This window comes from Gottfriedia sp. S16(2024), from assembly GCF_050473765.1.
Taxonomy (GTDB): Bacteria; Bacillota; Bacilli; order Bacillales; family Bacillaceae_G; genus Gottfriedia.
In genome coordinates, this window is record NZ_JBFLUO010000001.1 from 4501105 (window position 1) to 4524712 (window position 23608).

A 23608-nucleotide genomic window follows, 5' to 3' on the forward strand; every position below is an offset into this window, starting at 1 on the left:
TTGTATGGATAAATCTTTGTCACCGTATTGATCTATAAGTAAATCAAACTTCTCTCTAAGCTGCTAAAACAACTCATATGTACTACCAAAGCATTGCGTTAGTTGCATAAGCTATCAATTTTTCAATTCATTAATTACCTTTAACGCCGTGGTGTTTGTAGGATCCTTCACCAGAATTAAATTTGCTACTTCAATGGCTTCTTCGTTTTTTAATAACTTTTCTGGGAGTGCATTAAAATAAAGGAGATACTCTTTGTAACTAATATCATAAGGAGATAGTTCAATCGCTTTTTTCGCATGATGAAATGATGTTTGATATGCTCCCTCCAAGTAGTTTAAAGCCATACTCAGAATAAATGAAATCACATAATGATTTTCGGATGTTTCTTCCTCTAAGAGTTGAAAGTTTGCAAAACCATACGGTGCAATACTTTCTTCTTCATATGCTATTAAAAAAAGCGCTTCTAATAAAGATTCTCCATCCATATTTGAAGATAATTCTCTCGCTCTGTTAAAATCACCACTAAGTATTGCATCCTTAAAATACATTTTATTTACGCTCCTTGAGTAAAAACATATTTGAAACTTGCACAACTAAAGCATGCGTTTGTTCAATAAGAATTGTATTCAAAAATAGCCCAAGGAAGCAAAAAAACTGGTTCTGTTCCTAGGTTTTCGTCATTTGCAATGTTACAACATCTCTCTGCTTCAGCAAGTGATTTAATAAAACCATTTTCATTCAATGAAAAATCAAACTGATTTTTAAACTCTTTCTCTAATCCGTTACACAAATAAGAATGGAATGTATTAAATTCATAGCCTAAGACCTCTCATAGCCTTTTATCAAATTAGTTTCATCAACAATAAATTCTTTCCTGATTAGGACATTCTCTATTCCGGTTCTTTCATCTATGGACTTGTTTATTGTGTCTTCCTCATCAAAAAAACTTTCTAAATAATTATTAGGTAGTCCAATACCTATTATTCTTAAGTCTTTTACGTCATTTAAAAATGTGCTAAAAAACTCTTTTGCTAAATTTAATGATGGGAAGATTTGAGGATATTGGAATTCTCCGAAATCAAACTTATCTTGAATCCATTTTTCCATCTCTTTGTATTTATCTACTGAACTATTAAGTTCTTTAATGTATTTTAGTTTATTTTCCTTCGAACCACCCCAAAATATATTGATCTCAGGATGCATATCATTAAATAAACAATGGTTTCTATACTTAATCACCAAGTGCGATGATGAATAAATTTTGTTCGATTGCTTCTAAACAAAGCTCTTTTAACTCACTTGCAAATTTCCTTATTTCTTTTTCCAACCTGTCATATTCTGCTTGGTAATTACTTAACAAATAATCAGAAATACTGAGTAATTCTTTTATTTCTTTTTCTGAAAATAACTTATCACTGTATTGATCTAAATCAAGTAATAAACGTAAGCTTGCATTATTCCTTTCCTTACCACGAAGATGAAAGTGAATATTTTCAGAAAACTTCACATTTCTATCTATATCTAACCAATCTCTTCTTCTTTTGCCTTTAGCTAAGGTAAAATCAATACCTACCATTTTGTACACCATCCCAAAAATTAAAAACTATTTAAAATAACATAGAAATTCATATTAATAAGTATTTCATTTCCTTATTCAACTAACCTGCCATTTAGCTGCATAAAAACGATCCTTCGTTATTGAAGAATAGCATGCGTTAGTTGCATAAGAAAAAATTATCGTAACTCTATTTTGATCCATTCTTCTTCTGGAATATATCTACGCTTAATATCAATTGCTTTTATGTCACTTCCTTTAATTCTAAATGTAATTGTTTCTTCTACATAAGGTGGATTATGTGCACCACTAAAAGTCTGTACTTGAACAGTTACATAAAATATATTATTTGTTTTATCTTTTTCTATTTTAATTATTTTTTCATATCCTCTATACCAAAGCCTATCAACCACTTGACTTATCGGCTCTGTTAATCGTTCAATTAACACGTCTTTAAGGAGCTCTTTTGATACAGGAATTCTATTTAATTTTTTTCTTATTACATCGACAATTTCCCAATCATTATCAACCTTTTTGATCTTATAAAGAACATTGGTACCATCATTTTTCCAAATGTGAATATAGCCTTCGTTCGCTTTAATATATATTCGTGGTTCATCAATCCACTCTTTTTCTTTATTAGTAGCCACCGTATACACTTTAGCAAGAGAAGTAAAATCATTAGGTTTATCTTGAGAATATGAACTTAAAGTATAATGTTCAAAACCAGTTAAATTAATATCAAAATAATTATCTGAAACTGAATTTGTTCGTTTAGTTGCTTCGACAGAATGTGTAGAAAAGATCAAAACAAAATTAATAAGTATTATAATTAATTGCCTATTCATATTTACACCTCGTGATTAACTTTTCCACAATAGAGGGCAATTATTTAACATTCCTTATTGAACTATTCTCAAATACCTCAAAAAAATAGCTGCATTTAAGCAACTAGTGATCTTTAACTAACGCATTGCGTTAGTTGAACAAGAATTGTTTGAAATCAAAAAAATTAAGATTGGTATAAATTAAAAACTTCGTTCCAATTCCAATGCTCATAATACCAGGTCCCCAAATTAATATTCTTAATCCAGATTCTCTGATTTTTGCCATTTTTTCCTGCAATCAAAACGCTAGCTTGCTTTCGGTTCGTTCTTATCCATACTAATTTTTCACCATCATTTATACTTAAAGGATAAAAATCTCCTTCATTTGCTAATGGAAAGGTGCTTTTCTTTTGTTTCTTAGTTTGGAGATTAATATGATAAATGCTAGGCAACGGTCTCTGTCCAACTTCGATTAGATCATTTTCAACTGATCGTGATACATAAATTTGATTATTAGTTTTCCACGTCAAATCTCGATCTACATAACCTTTTGGAGTGAAGCCAAACTTAGTATCATTAGACATTTTTATAATTTCTAGCTTCTTATTTAATGTCGAAACACGATTAGATCCTTTAATATAAGCTAAATAATTAACACTTTTTGCCCAGGCAAACCATTCCTCATAATGTAACATCTCATTAATTTTATGAAAAATAGCTCCATCATTTGAAAGAACACAAATTGTATTACTATCAGCAGATAAAGATGCAGTAGGAACTAACTGAAAAGCAATCCAGCTACGATCATAGGACCATTTAAACTGACTTGTTCCATAATAATGTTCATTTTCTGCAACTCGTATTGTATAAAAATGTTGGCGCTCATATTGATTGTTATGTTTAAGAATAAATTTAGATAAAACTATGTCCGAATAAACACTTTCACCTGCTTTATTAGAAGTTAAAAATCCCCTCCCGTCAGGTAACCATGAGAACTCGATAACTCCAGAAGAAATCTTATGCTGTTCTTTCATAAATTTAACATCAATCATCTTTAATTCATTATTGGATTGAAAACCAAAGGAATTTTGATTCGGTGCCCATTGAAAATTATTATTTACATTTGAAGAAATCTTAAAATGTTGCTTTCTCTTTATGTTATAAATCCAGAGGTCTCCTTTAAATAATGGGCTATATTCTTCTTTGACTCCGCTAATATAAGCTATCCAGTTGCCATCATAGGACCATTTTGGAAACCTCACGTATTTACCGTTTGTAATTCTCACTTCACTTTCTTTAATTTTAATCCACAAATCGTCATTTTTTATAAATGCTGCTTTTAATACGCTATTTGTTTCGGCGGCAGCTAAAGGAAACTGTTGTATCCATAATATAAGTATTGAAAGAAATATAATGATCTTTCTCTTCATGTAAACTTTATCCCACCTCTTTAATACAATTGCTATTATTCTTCCCCGTATTCACATTCTTACAATAAAATCCACCTTTTAGGCAGTCATTAATTGAATCATAATGCTTTGAACAATAAAAAAAGATCGACGTAAATGTCGATCTTTTAATCTAACTAGTCGAGTAGAATGGAGTCTCTTTACCTTACGGTAAATTGCACTCCAAACCCTCTCAGAACCGTGCTTGCACTATTAATGCACACGGCTCCTCCAGTAATCATTTACAGAATATAGCTAATTTCTTTTCTTAAATCATAAATATTCACCTTAGCCCTTGGTGTGGGTAGTGGAAATTTGCTAAGGAAGAGTCTGTATTTCTCCCATTTAAAGGATTTTCTTTGACTTCTTCTATTGAGCCACTTAAATATTAGGTTCTCGATTTTAACTTTGAAAATGTTAACATTTGGGATATTATCAGTGATGCAATAGTAGTTGAAGTAGCCAATAAGAGAGCGTTTGAATCTGTCCATAATTATATGAATATTATTATTTCTATTCTTCTTCAACCATTCTTTAGACTCTTTTAATTTGCTTTGTACTTTCTTCCTACTTGATTTGCGTTTCACTCGAAATTTTCCTTGTTTACTTTTTCCACAATAGTGCGTAAAACCTAGAAAATCGAAGGTTTCTGGTTTTCCATTTCCTTGGTGCTTTTCAAGTTTCTCCGCAAGTCGTCCGAAAGGGATAATTTTGGTTTTATCTTCGGCTATTTCCAGATTGAACTTCTTGAGTCTTAATTTTAGAGATTGAAAGAATTCCTGAGCCTCATTCTTAAATTGAAAACAGCACACAAAATCATCTGCATACCTTACCAGGTATGCTTGTCCCTCGCACTGTTTCTTGACACTTTTCTCGAACCATAAATCAAGTACATAATGAAGATAGACATTAGCTAATACAGGAGATATTACTCCACCTTGCGGTGTACCATTATCTGTTTTGTATTTCTTTCCTTCTTCCATATATCCACCTTTAAGAAACCTACCGATTATTCTCAGTAAGCTCGGGTCAGTGATTCGAAGTTTTAAAAATTCTATCATCCATTTGTGGTCAACATTGTCAAAGAATCCTTTTATGTCTACATCTACAACATAGTTTACTGACCTCTTTTCTATATAGAAGTTCAGTATTTTCAAAGCATCGTGGCAACTACGATTTGGGCGAAATCCGAACGAACAGTCCAAAAAGTCAATTTCATAGATGGAGTTTAATATTTTCGTAACACCTTTTTGAACAATCTTATCTTCATGTTCCGGTATACCTAATGGTCTTTTCTTTTTCGAATTGAGCTTCGGAATATACAGTCTCCTAACTGGAACAGGACGATAGCTTTTGCCTTTAAGTCTCATTACTAAATCTTCTATGTTTTCCTCGAGATTTGCACTGTATTGTTCTTTAGTTGTGCCATTTATCCCAGTTGCTTTCTTATTTGGTAATTCAATGTGACATTGAACTAGTGACTGCTTATCTAGTAAATATGCAAGAGATGTAAATTGCATTTTAGGATCAGATTTTGCTAATTCTGCTATCCTTAGTAGTTTTGTTTCCATTTGTTATACCTACCTCTGTGTGTAGTAAATGTGTCCCTATTAAGGGTGATAAACTGGTAGTAGCCTTTCCTCCATCGGCATTACCCAACTTCATAGGTACTACGCTACTATCCGACTCCCAACATCGGCATTTGGCTTCCTTACTTTTTATCGCTTGTACACCATACTCTTCTAAAAAAAAAAAAAGAAAAGACCGGTTGGGTCTCCCGAGTTGCCGTATCATATCAATGTATGACGTGCCAAGGTCTCTGACTCCAGAGAGGCTTTACCATTCTTGCCTTACCGAAAGGTAAAGTGTAGCTTTCTGCTATGCGTAAAGCATCAGCCCTCTCGATTTACTAACATTATGGAGCTCAATCCCTTCAACCATTTGGCTTTCGGCCCGCCACCTAACTGTCTACGCTTAAAGATTAAAGTTACCTTTAATCCTCCAAGACTCGCTACGAGCGAATGGCTAGTTCTTACTCGACGGGAATCCCACCCGTTATATGATACGACCTATGCTCGGCCGCACACGCATTAGTTAGTTGTATAAAAAAATTGTATTAATTAGATTTTTTAGATCTACTAACTTACTAATTAACATTTCACGTATATTTTCTTTTTCATTCGAATGAGAAAAGTATTTTTCTAACAGTTCTTGCCCCTTATCAAGATTACCAATTTTTGCTTCTATAAATGCTAGAACAAAGAATGGACTAGGGTAAATGAAATACTGATCACCACTTTCCATATTTTTTATTGCGATCTTCCGCACATCTTCAATTGAAGGAACTGACTTAAAGTGTTTTTCAATTTGTTTAATATCTGTTTTAATAGCATTTACGATAGATTGTTTGACATCGTCTTTAACCCACTGTGAAATTTCCGAAATATCCCCACGAATTGAAATTAACTCTCTTGCACCTTTTTCTGTTCGAAAGTATCGGAGTTTGTTCCCAGATAAAAGAGGGATGAAATCAAGACAATACCCGTATGAAAAACAACCCATTCCCCCCTTAGAAGGGACGTAATGAAAAACTTTCCTAATACCATTTTCGTTTTCACCAACCCAGTAATAATCACCTCGCCATTTTAATCCCAAAGGTAAAAGATACGGGCTAACTATAATATTCAACAACTCTTTTAACTTATCACCTTGTATTAATACTTCCATATTTTCTTCACCAGCTTATCTTCTTGAAATTTAATAATTGTTTATTATTAATAATGATAAATTATTTCTTTACTATCCTACAACACTCTGTTTTATTAACTAAAGTTCCAAATACTTAAATAGGAGTCGATCGTTATCAACTCCTTAATTGTTCAACTAATGCATGCATTAGTTGAATAGCAAAATCAGTCATTGGCTGCTTTTTTATTTATGTATTTGGCAGGTTAGTGGAATAATCGAATGATATAATAAAAGTAGAATCTATTTAAAGAAATTAAATTTGTTATTCCGATGAAAAGTTAAAAAATGATTGATTATTGGGAGTTAGAAGATGAAATATAAAAAAAGTAATAGAGACGGCTTTTTTAAAGATTCCCTAATTGAGTTTATATTTGAAGTGATTTTTGAAGTGATTTGGAACATCTTAATGTTTATACCAAGAATCATAATTCGATTAATAGGGAACATTTGGTGAAGCGATTAGTCAAAATGGAGCTAACGAGGGTAGGAAAGGAAAGCAAAACAAGTTATTTAAATCTTATGTAACTAACGCATGCGTTAGTTGAATAAGGATTTTAAGTATATAACAGTTATAAAATGAAAGAGTGATTAAATTTCCCGATTTTCTTTTTTCTCTCCAACAATAAAATAATATATTAGCCAAATGACAATAGAGAAACAAAATACAGCTGATAGATAATCTTTAGAATTGTAATTAAGTATTGTTACAAAAATCATTATAAATAGCGGGACTAAGCGTGAGAAAATCTTCCCCATAAATATTTTCCTTTCTTTACCTAATGCATGCGTTAGTTCAACAAGAACAACTTAAATATCAAAAAATAAATCTAAAATTCCAATGATAAAAAACATAATTGCACTCATCAACCAAAGATTAAGATCATTAGATTCTTTCTTTTTTAAAATTTTCTCCTTAATCACATTTGAAAAAAAAATAGCTGCTAATGAAATATGAAACAGTCCTTCGTATATATGATTAGTGTTATCCGATGTAAAAGAATAAACCACATACATCATCATTGGAATCATCAACATAGTTTGGATAATTGCTATTTGTTTAATTCTGTCTTTAAATATTCTGTTTATAAATTGACCCATGATAGTTATCAAAAAATTCTCCTAAGATTGTTGCTTCATAAATGGTGGGAAAAGCTTAACTAATGACTTTATTCTTATGTTTTTTCCTTAAAAATTCAACTAAAACTAAAATCGATAAACCTATTACTATTGTTACGATATGAAAAACCCATTTCTTTTCATCAGGAATATTGTCTTTTATAATTCCAAAACCTGCAATAAATGAATTTCCTCCGATAAAATAGTTCCATCCATGTCCAATTAATATGTACTTTCTATAAAAATGAAATGATGCAGACATAAAAAATACAAAAAATAATATTTCAAAAATCACAACTTTTCTCCCTAAATAGTTTTAATAGTTGAATTTTATCATACTAATCCCTTGCTTTTCGTTTGAAAAAATTACCATATCCTATTCAACTAATCTGCCATATAGCTGTATAAGAAAAACGATCCTTCGTTATTGAAGAATCGCACTACGTTTGTTACATAAGGTGGATGATCTCCTTTATTTATAGAGTATAACGGAATGAGTAACAAAACTTATCGTATCCCATTTTTTCCTCATAGAATCGATGAGCGTCAACTCTGTGAAGAGCTGATTCTAATGTTACATGTGAACATTCTTGCTCGCGTGCGTAGCGATGAATGTACGTCATTAATTCTTCACCATATCCTTTTGACCTTTCTGTTTCTTTCGTTACCAAATCGTAAACGAAAAGAAATTTATTATTATAAAAATTCGTTAAGATATTGATCCCTGCAACTGCAACAATCTCATCATTTACTTCCAAACCAATCAAACGATACCCTTCTTTATGCATTTGATTATATTGTTCTTCAAATTTTTCTAAAGTTAAGTGTGTTCTCAATTGATTTAAAAGGTTAAAAGCTTTTACTAATTCATCTTTTGATTTCATATGCTTAATACTTGATAATTGATGCATAATTTTCCCCCTTGATTAACTCTTTTATTTTTAAAATTTATAGAATTGAAGTCTATATCACTTATTCAATTAAAAAAGCATTACTTCCTGCTAACTTGAAGTAATGCTTAAATTATATAACTAATAGGAAGATATTTCTTCCTCAACCAAATAAACCTTAAAAGATTAAGAATAGCATGTCGTCTGAGTCATTTTGAAAGAGTTCCATAAAAGCTCATTTTTTGGACTAGCTAGACGCAATGATTTATACCCTTGGATATTAGGAATGACATTAAATCTATTGAAATATAAAAACCCGCAAAGAAAATTTATTTCATTGTGGGTTTGCTTCTAAAAATCGTTCATTACATTCAACATCAATCTCTTCATCTAATCAATCTATTAACTTTCATTATTTCTGATATTCTTTCTTTCTCCATTTTAAGTAAGTAAGAAAGCAAACGATAGAAGAAAGAACTCCTATAACAGTATATAGCTTAACAGATTCATATTTTTCTCCATAAAAAGACTCAATTGTCCATTGAAGCATCACTACGTTAACAATTAAGGTAATAAATATGATTATCCAATATTTTTTACGCACCATGACGAACTTTCCTTCCGACTGCGTAAACAACCCCATCGATTACTTCTAATTCAATCAGTGGTAATTCACGCTGAGGTGGGCCAGCTAGAGGCTGACCATTGTCCACGCTAAAGAATCCGCGGTGACAAGGACACAATAGCTTTGATTCTTCCTTATCATAAAAAACAGGACATTGTAGATGAGTACATTTATTATTATAAGCTTTTAGATTACCATCTTTTGTGTGTACTAGTATTGCAGGTTCATCGGCAGTTGGATAGTTAAAGTTTATTGAACTATCTTTTGGTAAGTCTTTCAATCTGATAATCTTTTGTCTATTTAAATCCTCTTTCTTGTTATTAAGGGCAATAGCTGAAAATGGAACAGTTGCTAATCCAAGAGCAACAGAAGCACCTACAACAGATTTCAGAAAAGATCTTCTGTTTAATTTTAAATCTTCATTTCTGTTTAAGTTATCGATTAAGTTAATCATATCATCATTTGTTTCTTTTATATTTCGTTTACTTTTATTATCTTGAGGCATAAGTCCGTCTCCTTTCGCCTAATATGAACTTATTTACGTATATACTCCAAAGAATTCCGGAACGTATTCCCACTTATTTCCTTCTTGTGGTTTTTTCCCTTCAACGAGATTCATCTGAGATCTTCTTCTACGCAACAGCTGCATTTCATCAAAGTCAATAAAACGAATCGCATCACTAGGACATACAGAAGCACACATTGGTGCAATATCGTATTTTGAGCGATCGTAGCACATGTCACATTTGTACATTTTATTTTCTTCAAAATCGAACTTAGGAATACCGAACGGGCATCCAAAAGTACAATTCCTACATCCTATACATTTCTCTTCCATAGCTGAAAGAACTACACCTTCTTCAGTTATTTGAATGGCATTCGCGGGACAAACTCGTGCACAAGCTGGATCTTTACATTGCATACAAAGCATCGGATAGGTCTGTCGACTTTCCATGAAATCAACATATTCTACATAGTTTCTTTCTTTTGCGTCATGATCACCGCATTCTCGGCAAGCCGCTTGACAAGAACGACATCCAATACATCGCTCAAATTCTAAATACATGATTTTATTCATCGATCCCGACTCCATTCAAAAGTTATTTATATTTCTCAATCTTCAGTGAGCATACTTTAAATTCTGGCATTCTCGAAATCGGATCTAAACATGGATTGGTTAATTGATTGACCGCTAATTCTTTTCCCCAATGATATGGAACAAACACCGTATCTCTTCTCGTAGCTTTTGTTAATTTCGTTTTTACAAGCATATGGGAGCGTGGTGTGATCAACTTTACAAGGTCGCCATTCTCCAATCCATATTGACTTGCAAGTGCTGGATGCATCTCAGCAAATGGCTCTGGACATTGCTCCATAAGAAATTTGACTCTTCTTGTTTGAGCACCAGATAAATAGTGAAACACTACCCTTCCTGTCGTTAAGAACAGAGGATACTCCTTCGTTGGAGTTTCACCTGCTTCTTTCCATTCAACACTTGGGAGGTTAGCTTTACCATCTGGCGTTCCAAACTTGTCAATAAACATCGTTGGAGTTCCCGGATGGTCTTCAGAAGGACATGGCCAAAACACCCCGTCTTCTTTATCAATTCGATCCCATGTTATTCCGTAATAATCTGCTTTCCCACCTTTAGTGGCAATGCGAAACTCTTCAAAAACTTCTTCAGCATTTTTATATGGAAAATATTTACCTTTGCCCATTCGTTCTGCAATTAAGCTAACAATCTCCCAATCTGGCTTTGACTCACCTAAAGGTTCACGTACTTTACGGATTCGAATCACTCGGCCTTCGAGGTTGGTCGTTGTTCCTTCGTCCTCTGCCCAAGTAGTCGCAGGTAATACTACATCAGCAAACTCCGCTGTTTCAGATAAGAAGAAATCACTGACAACTAAGAAATCAAGCTTCCTAAACCCGTTCCAAATATGTTCAAGATTCGGAGCTGAAACTGCAGGGTTACTGCAAATAACATGCATACCACGAATAGTACCTTTTTGAATTTCATCGAACATTTCATATGCAGAAACACCAGGCTTTGGCATTTCGCTCGGATCGATTCCCCATACTTTTGATACATACTTCACCGCTTCTGGATCTGTTAGCTTCCTATATCCTGGTAAAAGGTCGGCTTTTTGCCCGTGTTCTCTTCCTCCTTGACCATTTCCCTGTCCAGTAAAAGTTGCAACCCCCGAAGCAAATTTACCTATTTGTCCCCTGAGCAGTGCCATCGATGTATAAAGCGAAACATTATCTACACCTTTTGACTGTTGCTCAACACCTCGTGCAAACATAACAACTGATTTTTGGGATAATCCATAAATATGAGCAGCTTTCACAATTTTTCCAACCGACACGCCTGTTATCTTTGAAGTATATTCGGGTGTAAACTTTTCAACTGTTTTCTTTAGTTCTTCAAAATTATTACATCTTTCATTTACATAGTCTTGATCTACATAGCCATTTTTAATGAGTAGATGAAGCATTCCGTTCGCCAATGCAGAGTCTGTACCTGGCTTAAGATCTAAATGTACATCTGCAACACGTGCCGTTGGAGTCTCTCTCGGATCTGCCACAATCAGTTTAGCTCCCTTGTCCTTTGCTCTCCACAACCATTGAATGCTTGTAGGATGACACTCAGCGGTATTTGAACCTGCTATAAAGAAACAATCGGTATGTTCTAATTCTGGCCACGGTAGGGTTGAACCTCTATCGGTTCCGAGTGTCTTAAGGAATCCACCTGCAGCTGAGCTCATACAGAATCGACCATTGTAATCGATAAACCTTGTACCGAGACCAACCCTCGCATATTTACCTACCAAATAGCACTTTTCATTCGTCATAGATACCCCACCAAAAACAGATAAAGCATCTCTCCCACTTTCTTTTTGGATCCGTTTAAAGTTTTCTTCTATCAGGTCTAGTGCTTCTTTCCAAGTAGCTTTAACAAATTCACCGTTTTTCTTAATAAGTGGTGCAAGGATTCGTTCATCGTGCTCAACAGTTTGGTATGCTGTTACTCCTTTTGGACACATTTTTCCTCTTGTAACTGGCCAGTCATATCTCGGCTCTACCCCAACTATCTTTCCTGATTTCTCATTCACACGTATATGCATTCCACACTGCATTCCACAATAACAACAATGAGTAGTAATTAATTTTTCTCCTGGTTTTTGAAGGTTTTTAACACCTTCTTTGACGATGTATTGGCTCATTCTTCACGATCCCCTTTGTTATATTGATTAATATCTTTTTGAACTTCCTCTGGAAAATGATAATAGTCATCAGATCTCTTTTTGCTAAAACCAGACATTTGAATTCCATTTAATGTAGAGATTGGATCACTGCTTTTAAGATGTGGCTCTGAATTTAGTTGCTTCATGACCCTAATTCTTCTTCGACATGGTAAACAATAGTCTGAGAGATAACTTCTATCTTCAAGTTGTAAATCAAAGCTTTGGGCAGATAATATATCTTTTACATCGCTAATTTGATCATCAGAACTATAGGGTGTCCCACATCTTTTACATGGCCTCGTATCTACCCTAAGTTCTTGTTGATAGTTCATTGGAACTGCTGTTGCTAATGGACGGATCGGTAAATGAAATAGCTTTCCGAATGGAAAATAGATCAGTAAAATTACGACTGTCAATTGGTGAATAAGTGTTAAGTAATGATGCATCCAACCATCTAAAAGTACATATGAAACAGTTAATAGAAGTCCTGTCACGGTTACAGCTAGTAGTAAATATAAAGGTAATAAATCAAATTCAGCTCGTTGTGTCACCTTCACATCTTGACTCATAATTCTTCTTACGATTGCCATGATGACACCAACAAGAACCATACTAGCTGTAATGTTTAACCCGTTGTAAACCATTTCAGCGAATATACCGTGTGCTGCCATTGTAATTGTATCTACACCCATAACGACAATCGTGTATGTATTTGGATCAACGAGCTCAAAGTGCATCCAGCCAAATGTCAAACCAAAGGTGATTGCAAAGGAACCAATGCATCCCCAAGAAATTAGTAAATGCTGTACACCTCTGTAAATACCCCTTTTAAAGATAAATTTCTGTAAGAAAATATTTTCTAGCGCTGTCTTGGTGATCGATATTAGATTACGTTTTTTTCGAGAATTTTCTTTTAAATTTTTCAAACTACGCCTTATAACTTGATGTGTTGCCGGCCTGATAAGCCATGCAGACATCCTGATCGTTAAGCCTACAGCAAAAATGAGCGAAGAAATAAAATAGCCCATTAATGCCATATCGAAGTGTAAAAATCGGTCTGTTCCAACCCACGTTGTAAAGAGTAGAAGCAAAATAATAAAAAATGAATACATACTGATTTTCGAGTAAAATGAGCGCTCGAGGGATTTTCTCATCTCATGTTCAACCTCCATGTGACTTTTTTAACATCGAAGTGCCTGATAAATTGATAAAATTGGGTACATGATGAAGTCTTCTTCTTTGTCATAATTGTACAGAAAGACTGTATCCAAGACTGTGAAGTACATCACACAATAGACCCTTAAAATTTAAAAAGAGGTGTGAACATGTTATCAGGTAATGTAATCGCTATAACAAGTGGAAAAGGTGGGGTTGGTAAGTCAACTGTAGCGGCAAATCTTGCAGTTTCACTTGCGAGACAAGGAAAAAGAGTTGCTTTAATTGACTTAGATATTTATGGATTTAGCATTCCTAAAATGATGGAAATCGACATCAGTCCAAAAACCTTTAACGGAAAAATCATCCCTGTGGAGTCACACGGAGTAAAAATTATTTCGATGGGTTTTTTCATCAAAAACAACGATCCAGTCGTTTGGAGAGGCCCTATGTTAGGAAAAATGGTTGAGCATTTCAGTAAAGATGTCATTTGGGGAGAATTAGACTATTGCATTCTAGATATGCCTCCAGGGACCGGTGATATTGCACTTGATATGCATCACACCATTCCTCAAAGTAAGGAAATCATTGTCACCACCCCTCATCAAACAGCATCAATTGTCGCCGAGAGAGCAGGTACGATGGCCCAAAAAGCAAATCATGAAATTCTTGGAGTAGTTGAAAATATGTCTTATTTCCAACCTATAGATCGTTCTGAGAAGTACTACATATTCGGAAAAGGAGGTGGCGATTTATTAGCCGATCGATTAGGAACCGAAGTACTCGCCAAACTACCGATTGAGGAAGTTATCGAGAATTCTACTACTCCGTCCATATACGAAGAGAATAGTAGATTATTTCATCATTATAAAGAGCTAGCTAAAACTATTAATCAGAAAATTAACACTTAAAATGATGTTATAATGGATTAAAATAGCGACTTCAATTAGCAGAAGTCGCTTTTGTATGTTGAACCTTTGGATTATAAATGAACTAAATCTACAAAAACAGAAAACTAGTTACCACTAAGAATATGACAAAATTGATAATCTCAATGATCCCTAATTGCATAATAGTAAGTTTTTTATTGTACAAAGAAATTGCTCTTATCAAACTAGGAGCAAAAGGGAGAATCCAAAGCCAAGACTCTTTTAAAGTAAAAATAAATAATAGAACGATAAAATGGTATCCCCACGAATACCAACGAAATCTCTTATTCTTTTTTTCTCGAATCATTGATTTCACAAAAAATGTACTACCTAAAAAGAACAAAAATACGAAGAGTGCTACACTCCAGCCTTCGCTTGTAAGTGCACCCTTCCCTATATAAAAACTAGCCAATCCACCTATACAAAAAACACCAATCGCAACCATGTCATTCGTAAAGGCTCGTTCGTTTTTTCTCTTAACGAAATATATGTTTAATAGAAAGAATGGAAGCATAGCTAGACCGAAGTATATCAATCTCCATTCAGCAAACATAACGAGTGCTAAAAATACGAATGAAATGAAAAAATAACCTAACGCCCAATAAAAATAAAATGACACTTGTTTTCCTTTAATCACCATAATTAATGGATAGGTAGCAAGGTATAGAAAAAACCAGCCTATAAATAAAGGGATATGAATTAAACGAAATGAACTTGCGGCAACTCCAAGTATATATGGAATTAAAAGCATTGCCCAAGCACCGTGTTGGTTTGGAACTACTATTTTCACAATATAGCACCCACTTTCCTTATTATTCTTACATCATACTCAAACGATTATGGGTTTTCTGTGATTAAGTTCACTATCCTTTTTATGTTTGAGAATTTCATAAAGCCCCATTTACTTTAATAGAGCCTAAAATATAAAACTATTCCCAACAAGAAAAAAGCCCCTTAAAAAAGGGACTTTTTTACTCATCCTTTGCAACTCCACCAACGGACCAATTTTCTTTTTCGAATTCGTTTATTAAAATTCTTACTTGTGCTGGCTGAACATCCAATGTACGACATACAACTTCATTAATTTCTCTCATTAATTGCTTTTTTAATTCTGGACTTCTTCCTTCAATCAATTGAATTTGAATGATTGGCATATTGTATTACCTCGTTACCTGTAGTTCCATTGTCTCGATTCCATCAAATCGTGCTTCTACACTATCGCCCTCTTCAACATGGATCGCTTCTGTAATTCCACCCGTTAAGATAATCATCCCTGGTTCAATTTGTTCGCCGTTTTTACTTAGCATCTGCACCAACTTTACGACGGATTCTACTGGATGATCTAGTACATCAGAACTTACACCACTTTGTACTTTTACGCCATTTTTGTATAATTCAACATTAACTTCATCCCAAGAAGTATATGTAGGTGAATATTGTTGTTTACCAATAATAAATTTTGATGAAGATGCATTATCTGCTACTACATCTGTTAGCGTAAATGAGAAATTTTTATATCGACTATCAATTACTTCTAATGCAGGTACAATATACTCAGTTGCTTCCCATACATCTTTTGCTGTTACATCCTGTCCAAATAATGGCTTGTTGATCATAAATGCTATTTCTGGCTCAACCCTCGGATGGATTAAACCTTCCATCTTTAATTCTTTTTCTTCTAATTCCATCGATTTTGTTAAGCGTCCATAAATCGGCTCGTCAACATTAACAGATTTTTGTTTAGCAATACTTGTTAGTCCCATTTTCCAACCAATTAATGGATCACCATTTTTAATCGCATTATCAATACTTAATTTTTGAATTTCATAAGCATTATTAACGTTTAATTCTGGATGTTCAATCGTAATTTTATCCATTTCTAGACCGTTTTTTTGGTGCATATATATTTTATTCGCGATTTCAGTTATCATAAAACCCGTCTCCTCTCAAAAAACAGACAATTTTTTATTTGCTAACATACAAGCAACTTCTTGAATCATATCCTCTTGCCCACCGACTACTTTTTGTTTTCCTAATTCAATTAAGATATCTCTTGCATCAACATTCCATTTTTTAGCTGCTCGATTAGCATGTAATAGAAAACTAGAATACACTCCTGCATAGCCTAAAATTAGACTACCTTTTGTAATCTCTTGTGGTGTTTGAAGAATTGGCGCAACGATTTCCTCTGCTAAGTCCATCATTTTATAGAAATCAATTCCTGTCTTGATTCCTAATCGTTCTAACACTCCAATTAACACTTCAGTTTGTGTATTTCCTGCTCCAGCACCTAAGCAACGTACGCTGCCATCAATTCTAGTAGCTCCTTCTTCAATCGCTACTAGTGTATTTGCCATCGCTAGAGAAAGATTATTATGTGCATGGAATCCAACTTCAATATCAAGGGACCCTCGTAAAGCAGCAATACGGTCTTTTACTTCATGTGGAAGAAACGCACCTGCAGAGTCAACCATATATACAACGTCCGCACCATAACTTTCCATCAATTTGGCTTGTTCTACTAATTTTTCAACTGGTGCCATATGGGACATCATTAAAAAACCAACAGTTTCTAATCCAAGCTCTTTAGACATAGATATATGTTGTTTCGAAACATCAGCTTCAGTAACATGTGTAGCTATACGAGCCATTTTTGCTCCGATTTTTGCTGCCGTTTTTAATTCATTTACTGTTCCAATACCAGGTAATAGTAAGACAGCAATCTTTGAATGATTACATGAATTTACCGCTGCTTCGATCAATTCAAATTCATTCGTTGTTGATAAACCATATTGTAATGAAGAACCACCTAAACCATCTCCATGTGATACTTCAATAAAAGGCATTTTTGCATCATCAAGAGCCTTCGCAATTCGAACGACTTGATTTACTGTATATGAATGAGCAATTGCATGACTTCCATCTCGAAGTGCTACTTCAGTTACAATGACTTCTTTTCCAAACATTGCACTCCCTCACTTTCTTTAAGCACTTTTTTAAACAGTTTTTACAACTTCATATTGTGCAATCTCTTCTGCTACTCTTACTGCTGATGCAGTCATAATATCTAAGTTTCCTGCATAGCTAGGTAAGTAGTCCCCTGATCCTTGAACTTCTAAATATACAGTTATAGTTGAACCATCTATGATTGGATCCATTCTTAAACGGTATCCTGGAACATACGCTTGAACCTTTTTCACCATTTGTTTAACGGAATGAATCATGCTTTCATGGTTAAAATCTTCATTCGTAACTTTACAATAAACTGTATCTCTCATCATAATTGGCGGTTCTGCTGGATTTAAAATAATGATTGCTTTTCCTTTTTTAGCTCCACCAATCTCTTCAAGTCCTCTAGCCGTTGTTACAGTAAACTCGTCGATATTAGCACGTGTACCAGGACCGGCACTTCTTGAGCTAATTGTTGCAACGATTTCTGCGTACTCAACTTCGGCAATTTGACCTACCGCATGAACGATTGGGATTGTTGCTTGCCCACCACATGTTATTAAATTGACATTCCTTTCGACTATATGTGAACCTAAATTGACAGGTGGTACGACAAACGGCCCAATTGCCGCTGGCGTTAAATCGATCACGCGCTTCTTTAATTCACCAAGTACTTTTGCATGATGAAAATGAGCTTTTGCAGAAGTCGCATCAAACAATAAATCAGCCAGTTCTTTTCGTTCAATGAAACCTTGAATACCATTATCGATTACTTCAACTCCTAATTCCTTCGCACGGTTTAACCCATCAGATTCTGGATCAATTCCGATCATCGTTGTTAATTCTAGAAATGGATTATTCTGTAATTTCATCATTAAATCTGTTCCAATATTCCCCGAACCAATGATTCCGACTTTTAATTTATTCATAATTACCACCTCATTTATTTAAATGAAATCGAGACTTCACCTAGTAATGGAAACTTCGCAGTAAATAAGTCCCCAGCATTTGCATTAATTGCAGCTGACAAAGCTCCTGATAAAATAATTTCTCCTGCATTTAGCGAGATTCCAAATTCACTTAATTTATTGGCTAACCATGCTACACAATGAATTGGGTTTCCTAGCACTGCTTCTCCCTTACCTGAATTCATCAATTCTTCATTACGATATAATTCCATCGCAACATTCGGTAAGTCAATTTCCTTTACATCAAAACGCTCATTGCCAAGAACAAATAAGCATGATGAAGCGTTATCAGCTACTGTATCCTCTAATCGAATTTTCCAATTTTCGATTCTACTATCAACTACCTCTAATGCAGGTACAATATAATCTGTTGCATTAACTACATCCTCAAATGTAATATTTGGCCCGATTAAATCCTTTTTTAAGACAAATGCAATTTCAGCTTCTACTTTTGGTAAAATCATATTTGCAACTTGAACTTCACCGAAATTAGGAATATTCATATCTGTTAGTAAGTGACCGTAATCTGGTTCATCTACTCCTAATAACTCCTGCATAGCAATTGAAGTTAAGCCAATTTTTTTACCGATAATTTTCTGCCCTTTTTTCAATTTTTCTTCAACATTTGTTAATTGAATTTGATAGGCTTCTTTTTCAGTTAATCCAGGAAAAATCTCAGTTAAAGCTTTTATACTTACTCCACTCTCTTCTGCTTCTTGTAGCAGAATCGTAAGCTCGTCTACACTAGTAATCTTCACTTTCTTTAGCCCCCTTTTTAATTCTTATAATTTAATCGTGATATTCGATAATTCACTATAAAACTCAAAGCTATGAATTCCACCCTCGCGCCCTAAACCGCTTTGCTTCATTCCTCCAAATGGTGTACGTAAATCTCTTAAATACCAAGTGTTCACCCAAATAATTCCAGCTTCAATTTGATGAGCAACACGGTGAGCTCTGCGTAAATCATTTGTCCAAATTGTAGCTCCTAAGCCATAATGAGTATCATTTGCCCATTCAATCACTTCTTCTTCCGAATCAAAAGGCATAACTGTTACGACTGGACCAAATATTTCTTCTCTTACACATCTAGAATCACGGTTTAATCCTGTAATGATTGTCGGTGAGATAAAGCATCCTTTTTCAATTGATGCTGGTCTACTGCCACCCGTTAAAATAGTTCCGCCTTCTTCTTTTGCAATCTCGATATAAGATAATACTTTTTCGAAATGTTCTTTACTAATTACCGCACCCACTTTTGTGCCTTCTTCAAACGGATCGCCAATTTTTAATTCCTTTGTTTTCGCGACAAATTTATCAATAAATTCATCAAAGATTGATCTCTGAACATAAATTCTAGATCCACATAAACAAACTTCTCCTTGATTCATAAAAGATGATTTTAAAGTTGTTTCAATCACTTCGTCTAAATCAGAATCAGCAAAGATAATGTTTGGATTTTTTCCTCCAAGCTCAAACGATAATTTTTTTAACGTTGGAGCTGCCGCCTTCATAATTGCTGTACCTGTTTTTGTTTCACCAGTAAATGTGATTGCATCAACATCGCTGTGCTCTGTTAAAGCTGAGCCCGCCGCATTTGCTCCAAATCCGTGTACAACATTCACAACTCCGTCAGGTACGCCTGCATCTTTACAAATTTCAGCTAAAACTGTAGCTGTCATTGGTGTCCATTCTGCCGGCTTCATAACCGCTGTATTGCCAGCCGCTAAACAAGGTGCAAGCTTCCATGTTAATAGTAATAAAGGAAGATTCCATGGGTTAATCATTCCGACTACACCAACAGGCCTACGATATGTATAATGTAAGGCAGTTTGATCTTGCATATGAGACTCAGAGCTTAAAGTTGTAATATAATCAGCGAAAAAATAAAAATTGTGAGCCGATCTAGTAATATCAACTTCTAAAGCAAGTTCATATGGCTTTCCAGAATCCATTGCCTCTAAAGCTGCTAATTCTTCTTTTCGAGCTAATATTCCGTCTCCGATTTTTCTTAATACTGCCGCTCTTTGATTGCTAGTAAATTGTTTCCACTCACCTTTTAGCGCTCGTTTTGCTGCTTTTACTGCTAAATCAATTTCTAACTCCCCACCTTCAGAAACAGAACCTAACACTTCTTCAGTTGCAGGATTAATATTTAAAAATGTTTTTTGATTAAAAGAAGGAATAGATTGTCCATCAATAAAATGCTTACAATCGATCGGTAATGTTTTATTTTTCTTCTCTGTAACTTGCATAATAGGCACCTACCATTCTAATAGAATAAAAGGTGACACGAGTGCCACCAAATTTTTCAATCCTCTATTTCTACAACCATTTCAATTTCGATCGCTGTATTATGTGGAAGCTGTGCCATCCCAACAGCCGACCTAGCATGTTTTCCTCTTTCACCAAACACTTCTACTAAAAGGTCAGAAGCTCCATTCATCACTTTCGGATGATCATAGAAATCTTCTGTACTATTTACGAAGCCTAATATTTTTACAATTCGTTTTACTTTCGAAAGTTCACCTAATTCGTACTTTAAGACACTGATTAAATTTAACATTGACTCTCTTGAAGCAGCATACCCTTCCTCGAGCGTTAACTCTCGTCCAACTTTTCCATGGTATTCATCTACACCTTGACCAGATGTAAATAGTAGATTACCAGTACGAACAGATTTTACATAATTACCTGAAGCCGGTCTTATTGCTTTAAGTGCATAACCTAAACTGATTAATCTATCTTCTGGAGTCAATACTTTGTTTTCCATGAAGTAAATCTGCCTCCTTAATATTTAAAAATTTCAGGGCATTTTTGCCTAAAATAGCATCTTTCATTTCTTTATTAATATCCATTTGATTAATGACTCTTCCAGGTGGCGTTTCCCTTAATAAGAAAGGATAATCCGAGCCCATCACAATTTTGTCATAACCAAATCGGTTAATTAAAAATTGAATATTGATAGGATCATAGTGAAGTGAATCAAAATAAAAATTACTTACATAATGACTTGGTGGATAGGCAGTTTTTCGCAAATGCGGCCATACCTTCCATCCTTGATCTAATCTAGGCAGAATAAATGGGAATGAACCACCGCCATGTGCAAAACAAATCTTTAATTTTGGATATTTTTCAATCACACCACCAAATGTTAAGCTAGCAGCAGCTAAAGCTGTTTCACTCGGCATTCCAACCGTGTACATAAAGTTATGATCTGGAGTACGATCCTTCGCTAATGTTTCCCACGGATGAATAAACAATGGGACATTCCATCTTTCAGCCATTTCAAAAAATGGACTAAACTCATCACTGTCTAAATTTATTCCATTTACATTTGTACCAATTTCCAATCCGCTTAATCCAAGTGTATGAATACAGCGATCCATTTCCCTGATAGCTACTTCGGCGTTCTGCATTGGTACTGTCCCTAATCCAATAAATTTTGTAGGGTTCTTTTTAACTGTATTTGCAATGAAATCATTTTGAATTTGAGCCATTTCCAATGCTGCTGGAGCTGGTGCCCAATACGAAAATGTAACTGGAATTGGCGACAGCACTTGCATTGTTACATCTTCATTATTCATGTCCTCAATTCTCTTTTCAGGACTCCAAACTTGATCAGTTACTTCCCTAAATACTTTTCCTGCAACCATAATATTGGCACCACATGAACATGTCGGTTGTAAAATTGGCCATCTTTCATGACCATATTTTTCAAAAAAATCCGGTAAATCCTCAGGAATGATGTGTGTATGAAAGTCTATACGCATACCCATTCATCCGCTTCCTCTTTCATGACATGACCACAGTTTTTACATGTTCTTAATTCAAGGCTAGCATTGAATTGTTCAATCGCTTCTTTTACTTGTGTACCAATATCCGTTAATTGAACGGTCGTTTTATGCATTTCTTCATTACACTCATCACAGAACCAAACAAAGCTTTCTAATTCACCTTCTGCCCTTTTTCGTTCAAGCACAATTCCATATGAATCTTTTACTCTATGAGGTGAATGTGGAACAAAAGAAGGAAGCATAAAAATTTCACCTTCTCCAACTGTTACAACTTCTCGCTTACCATCTGGCGTAATACACTCAACATAGCAATTGCCTTTAATTTGATAGAAAAATTCATCTGCAGGATCGATATGGAAGTCTCTACGTTTATTTGGTCCTCCAATGATCATCGCAGCATACTCCGAATCTTCCCAAATAACCTTATTATTAACTGGTGGTTTTAATAGCTCTTTATTATCCTCAATCAATTTGAAAATATTAAAAACTCGACTTTTAAGATTCATCTCTAATCCTCCAATTAATTCATTTTTATTTAAACTTAAGTAAGCGCTATCATTATGCATTAATATAACCAAGCTGATTTGAGACTGTTTTAGCAGTTTTCACAACATCCTGAATCATTCGACCAATGTCTTGGCTCATCATATACGAAACCGGTCCAACCATATTTAATGCTGCAAAAGTTTGACCAGTATATGTTTGAATTGGAGCTGCAATTCCGAATAATCCTAGATCATTTTCATTGTTGCTAATGCTATAACCATTCTCTTTAATCGCAGTCATTTCTTTTTTTAATGCATCAATATTCGTAATTGTATTTGTTGTATAAGCTTTAAAGCCTTTTTCAATCGTTGTTTTTAAATATGCTGGATTATATGATAATAGAATTTTACCAGTACTCGTACAATATGCAGGTCGTTTAGCACCTATAAATGTCGGGACAGGTATCGAATGTTTTGATGAAACTTTTAAGACAAATCTTACGTCCCCTTTATCAAACATTCCGATATGAACGGTACTATCATAATTTTTTAGTAGATTTTCTAATAATGGAATGGCTTCACTATATATGTCTTGTTGATACATAACGTGATTACTCCATTCAAGCAGCTTCCAACCAAGTCGATACTTTTTCTTACTATCCTGAATTAAAATTCCTTCAGCACAAAGAGTTCGAACTAAATGATGGACCGAGCTTGCATTCATATTTAACTTTTCAGCTATTTCTAAATTTCCTAGGACTGGTTCTTCTTCTGTAAAGCAATCTAATATTCTAGAAATCTTTTGAACTGAAGAGATCACTAGATCCCCTCCTCTTTGATACTAAAAAATTTCATAAAATCCCTGCT

General features: G+C 34.4%; 26 protein-coding genes and 1 pseudogene. 1 reads left to right on the top strand and 26 read right to left on the bottom strand.

Features of this window, described 5'->3' with window-relative positions; all coding sequences use genetic code 11:
* Nucleotides 1-114: 114 nt before the first annotated feature.
* The 15 genes from AB1282_RS21580 to AB1282_RS21650 all read right to left on the bottom strand — a co-directional run bounded on the left by AB1282_RS21580 (nt 115) and on the right by AB1282_RS21650 (nt 13612).
* The gene (locus tag AB1282_RS21580; RefSeq protein WP_429900372.1) at nt 115-549 is read right to left on the bottom strand and encodes a hypothetical protein; all 435 of its coding nucleotides are present in this window, start codon (nt 547-549) and stop codon (nt 115-117) included.
* Nucleotides 550-820: 271 nt separating this feature from the next.
* Nucleotides 821-1204, bottom strand: a complete 384-nt coding sequence (locus AB1282_RS21585; RefSeq protein WP_056466983.1) for a hypothetical protein — start codon at nt 1202-1204, stop codon at nt 821-823.
* Nucleotides 1205-1232: 28 nt separating this feature from the next.
* Nucleotides 1233-1577: a hypothetical protein gene (locus AB1282_RS21590; RefSeq protein WP_056466986.1), complete on the bottom strand. Its 345-nt coding sequence runs from the start codon at nt 1575-1577 to the stop codon at nt 1233-1235.
* Nucleotides 1578-1735: 158 nt separating this feature from the next.
* Complete coding sequence (locus AB1282_RS21595) at nt 1736-2404, bottom strand: DUF3888 domain-containing protein (RefSeq protein WP_056466987.1); 669 nt, start codon at nt 2402-2404, stop codon at nt 1736-1738.
* A 164-nt stretch (nt 2405-2568) separates the two neighbouring features.
* Complete coding sequence (locus AB1282_RS21600; protein ID WP_429900375.1) at nt 2569-3813, bottom strand: TolB family protein; 1245 nt, start codon at nt 3811-3813, stop codon at nt 2569-2571.
* 260 nt (nt 3814-4073) lie between these two features.
* A complete protein-coding gene (ltrA, locus tag AB1282_RS21605) occupies nt 4074-5402 on the bottom strand; it encodes a group II intron reverse transcriptase/maturase (RefSeq protein WP_429899052.1) in 1329 nt (442 codons plus the stop codon).
* A 523-nt stretch (nt 5403-5925) separates the two neighbouring features.
* Nucleotides 5926-6558 carry a hypothetical protein gene (locus tag AB1282_RS21610; protein WP_429900377.1) on the bottom strand — a complete coding sequence of 211 codons (633 nt, stop codon included), beginning with the start codon at nt 6556-6558 and terminating at the stop codon, nt 5926-5928.
* Between the two features lie 828 nt (nt 6559-7386).
* Nucleotides 7387-7689: a hypothetical protein gene (locus AB1282_RS21615; protein WP_056475618.1), complete on the bottom strand. Its 303-nt coding sequence runs from the start codon at nt 7687-7689 to the stop codon at nt 7387-7389.
* 43 nt (nt 7690-7732) lie between these two features.
* Nucleotides 7733-7990, bottom strand: coding sequence for a hypothetical protein (locus tag AB1282_RS21620; protein WP_056475615.1), 258 nt, complete (start codon nt 7988-7990; stop codon nt 7733-7735).
* Between the two features lie 181 nt (nt 7991-8171).
* Complete coding sequence (locus AB1282_RS21625) at nt 8172-8606, bottom strand: GNAT family N-acetyltransferase (RefSeq protein WP_429900379.1); 435 nt, start codon at nt 8604-8606, stop codon at nt 8172-8174.
* A gap of 391 nt (nt 8607-8997) precedes the next feature.
* Nucleotides 8998-9192 (bottom strand): hypothetical protein, encoded by a 195-nt coding sequence (locus AB1282_RS21630; RefSeq protein ID WP_056475607.1) that lies wholly within the window; start codon nt 9190-9192, stop codon nt 8998-9000.
* On the bottom strand, nt 9182-9715 hold the full coding sequence (locus tag AB1282_RS21635; protein ID WP_056475604.1) for a ubiquinol-cytochrome c reductase iron-sulfur subunit: 534 nt from the start codon (nt 9713-9715) through the stop codon (nt 9182-9184). Before AB1282_RS21635 ends, AB1282_RS21630 begins: the two co-directional genes overlap by 11 nt.
* 33 nt (nt 9716-9748) lie before the next feature.
* Entirely contained in the window at nt 9749-10288 is a 540-nt protein-coding gene (locus AB1282_RS21640; RefSeq protein WP_056475601.1) for a 4Fe-4S dicluster domain-containing protein, read from the bottom strand.
* Between the two features lie 22 nt (nt 10289-10310).
* Complete coding sequence (gene fdhF / locus AB1282_RS21645; RefSeq protein ID WP_429900381.1) at nt 10311-12437, bottom strand: formate dehydrogenase subunit alpha; 2127 nt, start codon at nt 12435-12437, stop codon at nt 10311-10313.
* Complete coding sequence (locus tag AB1282_RS21650) at nt 12434-13612, bottom strand: MFS transporter (RefSeq protein WP_216600088.1); 1179 nt, start codon at nt 13610-13612, stop codon at nt 12434-12436. The genes fdhF and AB1282_RS21650 overlap by 4 nt, the downstream gene beginning before the upstream one ends.
* Before the next feature lie 189 nt (nt 13613-13801).
* On the opposite strand from AB1282_RS21650, the pseudogene AB1282_RS21655 reads away from it, so the two are divergent.
* A pseudogene (locus AB1282_RS21655) lies at nt 13802-14524 on the top strand (Mrp/NBP35 family ATP-binding protein); the annotation flags it as partial.
* An 88-nt stretch (nt 14525-14612) separates the two neighbouring features.
* Here the strand turns inward: AB1282_RS21655 and AB1282_RS21660 are convergent.
* From AB1282_RS21660 to AB1282_RS21710, 11 genes are all read right to left on the bottom strand, one after another.
* Nucleotides 14613-15332 (bottom strand): YwiC-like family protein, encoded by a 720-nt coding sequence (locus AB1282_RS21660; RefSeq protein ID WP_429900382.1) that lies wholly within the window; start codon nt 15330-15332, stop codon nt 14613-14615.
* A 181-nt stretch (nt 15333-15513) separates the two neighbouring features.
* On the bottom strand, nt 15514-15696 hold the full coding sequence (locus AB1282_RS21665; RefSeq protein WP_056475592.1) for a tautomerase family protein: 183 nt from the start codon (nt 15694-15696) through the stop codon (nt 15514-15516).
* 6 nt (nt 15697-15702) lie between these two features.
* Complete coding sequence (locus AB1282_RS21670) at nt 15703-16473, bottom strand: 2-keto-4-pentenoate hydratase (RefSeq protein WP_056475588.1); 771 nt, start codon at nt 16471-16473, stop codon at nt 15703-15705.
* A gap of 15 nt (nt 16474-16488) precedes the next feature.
* Nucleotides 16489-17508, bottom strand: coding sequence for a 4-hydroxy-2-oxovalerate aldolase (dmpG, locus tag AB1282_RS21675; protein WP_056475586.1), 1020 nt, complete (start codon nt 17506-17508; stop codon nt 16489-16491).
* A 30-nt stretch (nt 17509-17538) separates the two neighbouring features.
* Complete coding sequence (locus tag AB1282_RS21680; protein WP_056475584.1) at nt 17539-18420, bottom strand: acetaldehyde dehydrogenase (acetylating); 882 nt, start codon at nt 18418-18420, stop codon at nt 17539-17541.
* Nucleotides 18421-18434: 14 nt separating this feature from the next.
* Nucleotides 18435-19211 (bottom strand): 2-keto-4-pentenoate hydratase, encoded by a 777-nt coding sequence (locus AB1282_RS21685; protein WP_056475674.1) that lies wholly within the window; start codon nt 19209-19211, stop codon nt 18435-18437.
* Between the two features lie 30 nt (nt 19212-19241).
* Complete coding sequence (locus AB1282_RS21690) at nt 19242-20714, bottom strand: aldehyde dehydrogenase (protein WP_056475581.1); 1473 nt, start codon at nt 20712-20714, stop codon at nt 19242-19244.
* Nucleotides 20715-20770: 56 nt separating this feature from the next.
* Nucleotides 20771-21232 carry a RidA family protein gene (locus tag AB1282_RS21695; RefSeq protein WP_056475578.1) on the bottom strand — a complete coding sequence of 154 codons (462 nt, stop codon included), beginning with the start codon at nt 21230-21232 and terminating at the stop codon, nt 20771-20773.
* Nucleotides 21201-22238, bottom strand: coding sequence for an amidohydrolase family protein (locus AB1282_RS21700; protein WP_429900384.1), 1038 nt, complete (start codon nt 22236-22238; stop codon nt 21201-21203). Before AB1282_RS21700 ends, AB1282_RS21695 begins: the two co-directional genes overlap by 32 nt.
* Complete coding sequence (locus AB1282_RS21705; protein WP_056475668.1) at nt 22223-22762, bottom strand: 3-hydroxyanthranilate 3,4-dioxygenase; 540 nt, start codon at nt 22760-22762, stop codon at nt 22223-22225. The genes AB1282_RS21700 and AB1282_RS21705 overlap by 16 nt, the downstream gene beginning before the upstream one ends.
* 52 nt (nt 22763-22814) lie before the next feature.
* Nucleotides 22815-23561, bottom strand: a complete 747-nt coding sequence (locus AB1282_RS21710) for an IclR family transcriptional regulator (RefSeq protein WP_056475576.1) — start codon at nt 23559-23561, stop codon at nt 22815-22817.
* Between the last annotated feature and the right edge of the window lie 47 nt (nt 23562-23608).

What these genes read in the sequence shown, in the direction of transcription:
- AB1282_RS21630 (WP_056475607.1), bottom strand. Translation starts at nt 9,192, where the DNA reads ATGGTGCGTAAAAAATATTGGATAATCATATTTATTACCTTAATTGTT.
- AB1282_RS21595 (WP_056466987.1), bottom strand. Translation starts at nt 2,404, where the DNA reads ATGAATAGGCAATTAATTATAATACTTATTAATTTTGTTTTGATCTTT.
- AB1282_RS21665 (WP_056475592.1), bottom strand. Translation starts at nt 15,696, where the DNA reads ATGCCAATCATTCAAATTCAATTGATTGAAGGAAGAAGTCCAGAATTA.
- dmpG (WP_056475586.1), bottom strand. Translation starts at nt 17,508, where the DNA reads ATGTTTGGAAAAGAAGTCATTGTAACTGAAGTAGCACTTCGAGATGGA.
- AB1282_RS21600 (WP_429900375.1), bottom strand. Translation starts at nt 3,813, where the DNA reads ATGAAGAGAAAGATCATTATATTTCTTTCAATACTTATATTATGGATA.
- AB1282_RS21700 (WP_429900384.1), bottom strand. Translation starts at nt 22,238, where the DNA reads ATGGGTATGCGTATAGACTTTCATACACACATCATTCCTGAGGATTTA.
- AB1282_RS21690 (WP_056475581.1), bottom strand. Translation starts at nt 20,714, where the DNA reads ATGCAAGTTACAGAGAAGAAAAATAAAACATTACCGATCGATTGTAAG.
- AB1282_RS21695 (WP_056475578.1), bottom strand. Translation starts at nt 21,232, where the DNA reads ATGGAAAACAAAGTATTGACTCCAGAAGATAGATTAATCAGTTTAGGT.
- AB1282_RS21670 (WP_056475588.1), bottom strand. Translation starts at nt 16,473, where the DNA reads ATGATAACTGAAATCGCGAATAAAATATATATGCACCAAAAAAACGGT.
- AB1282_RS21635 (WP_056475604.1), bottom strand. Translation starts at nt 9,715, where the DNA reads ATGCCTCAAGATAATAAAAGTAAACGAAATATAAAAGAAACAAATGAT.
- AB1282_RS21610 (WP_429900377.1), bottom strand. Translation starts at nt 6,558, where the DNA reads ATGGAAGTATTAATACAAGGTGATAAGTTAAAAGAGTTGTTGAATATT.
- AB1282_RS21590 (WP_056466986.1), bottom strand. Translation starts at nt 1,577, where the DNA reads ATGGTAGGTATTGATTTTACCTTAGCTAAAGGCAAAAGAAGAAGAGAT.
- AB1282_RS21640 (WP_056475601.1), bottom strand. Translation starts at nt 10,288, where the DNA reads ATGAATAAAATCATGTATTTAGAATTTGAGCGATGTATTGGATGTCGT.
- AB1282_RS21580 (WP_429900372.1), bottom strand. Translation starts at nt 549, where the DNA reads ATGTATTTTAAGGATGCAATACTTAGTGGTGATTTTAACAGAGCGAGA.
- ltrA (WP_429899052.1), bottom strand. Translation starts at nt 5,402, where the DNA reads ATGGAAACAAAACTACTAAGGATAGCAGAATTAGCAAAATCTGATCCT.
- AB1282_RS21585 (WP_056466983.1), bottom strand. Translation starts at nt 1,204, where the DNA reads ATGCATCCTGAGATCAATATATTTTGGGGTGGTTCGAAGGAAAATAAA.
- AB1282_RS21680 (WP_056475584.1), bottom strand. Translation starts at nt 18,420, where the DNA reads ATGAATAAATTAAAAGTCGGAATCATTGGTTCGGGGAATATTGGAACA.
- AB1282_RS21650 (WP_216600088.1), bottom strand. Translation starts at nt 13,612, where the DNA reads ATGAGAAAATCCCTCGAGCGCTCATTTTACTCGAAAATCAGTATGTAT.
- AB1282_RS21625 (WP_429900379.1), bottom strand. Translation starts at nt 8,606, where the DNA reads ATGCATCAATTATCAAGTATTAAGCATATGAAATCAAAAGATGAATTA.
- fdhF (WP_429900381.1), bottom strand. Translation starts at nt 12,437, where the DNA reads ATGAGCCAATACATCGTCAAAGAAGGTGTTAAAAACCTTCAAAAACCA.
- AB1282_RS21705 (WP_056475668.1), bottom strand. Translation starts at nt 22,762, where the DNA reads ATGAATCTTAAAAGTCGAGTTTTTAATATTTTCAAATTGATTGAGGAT.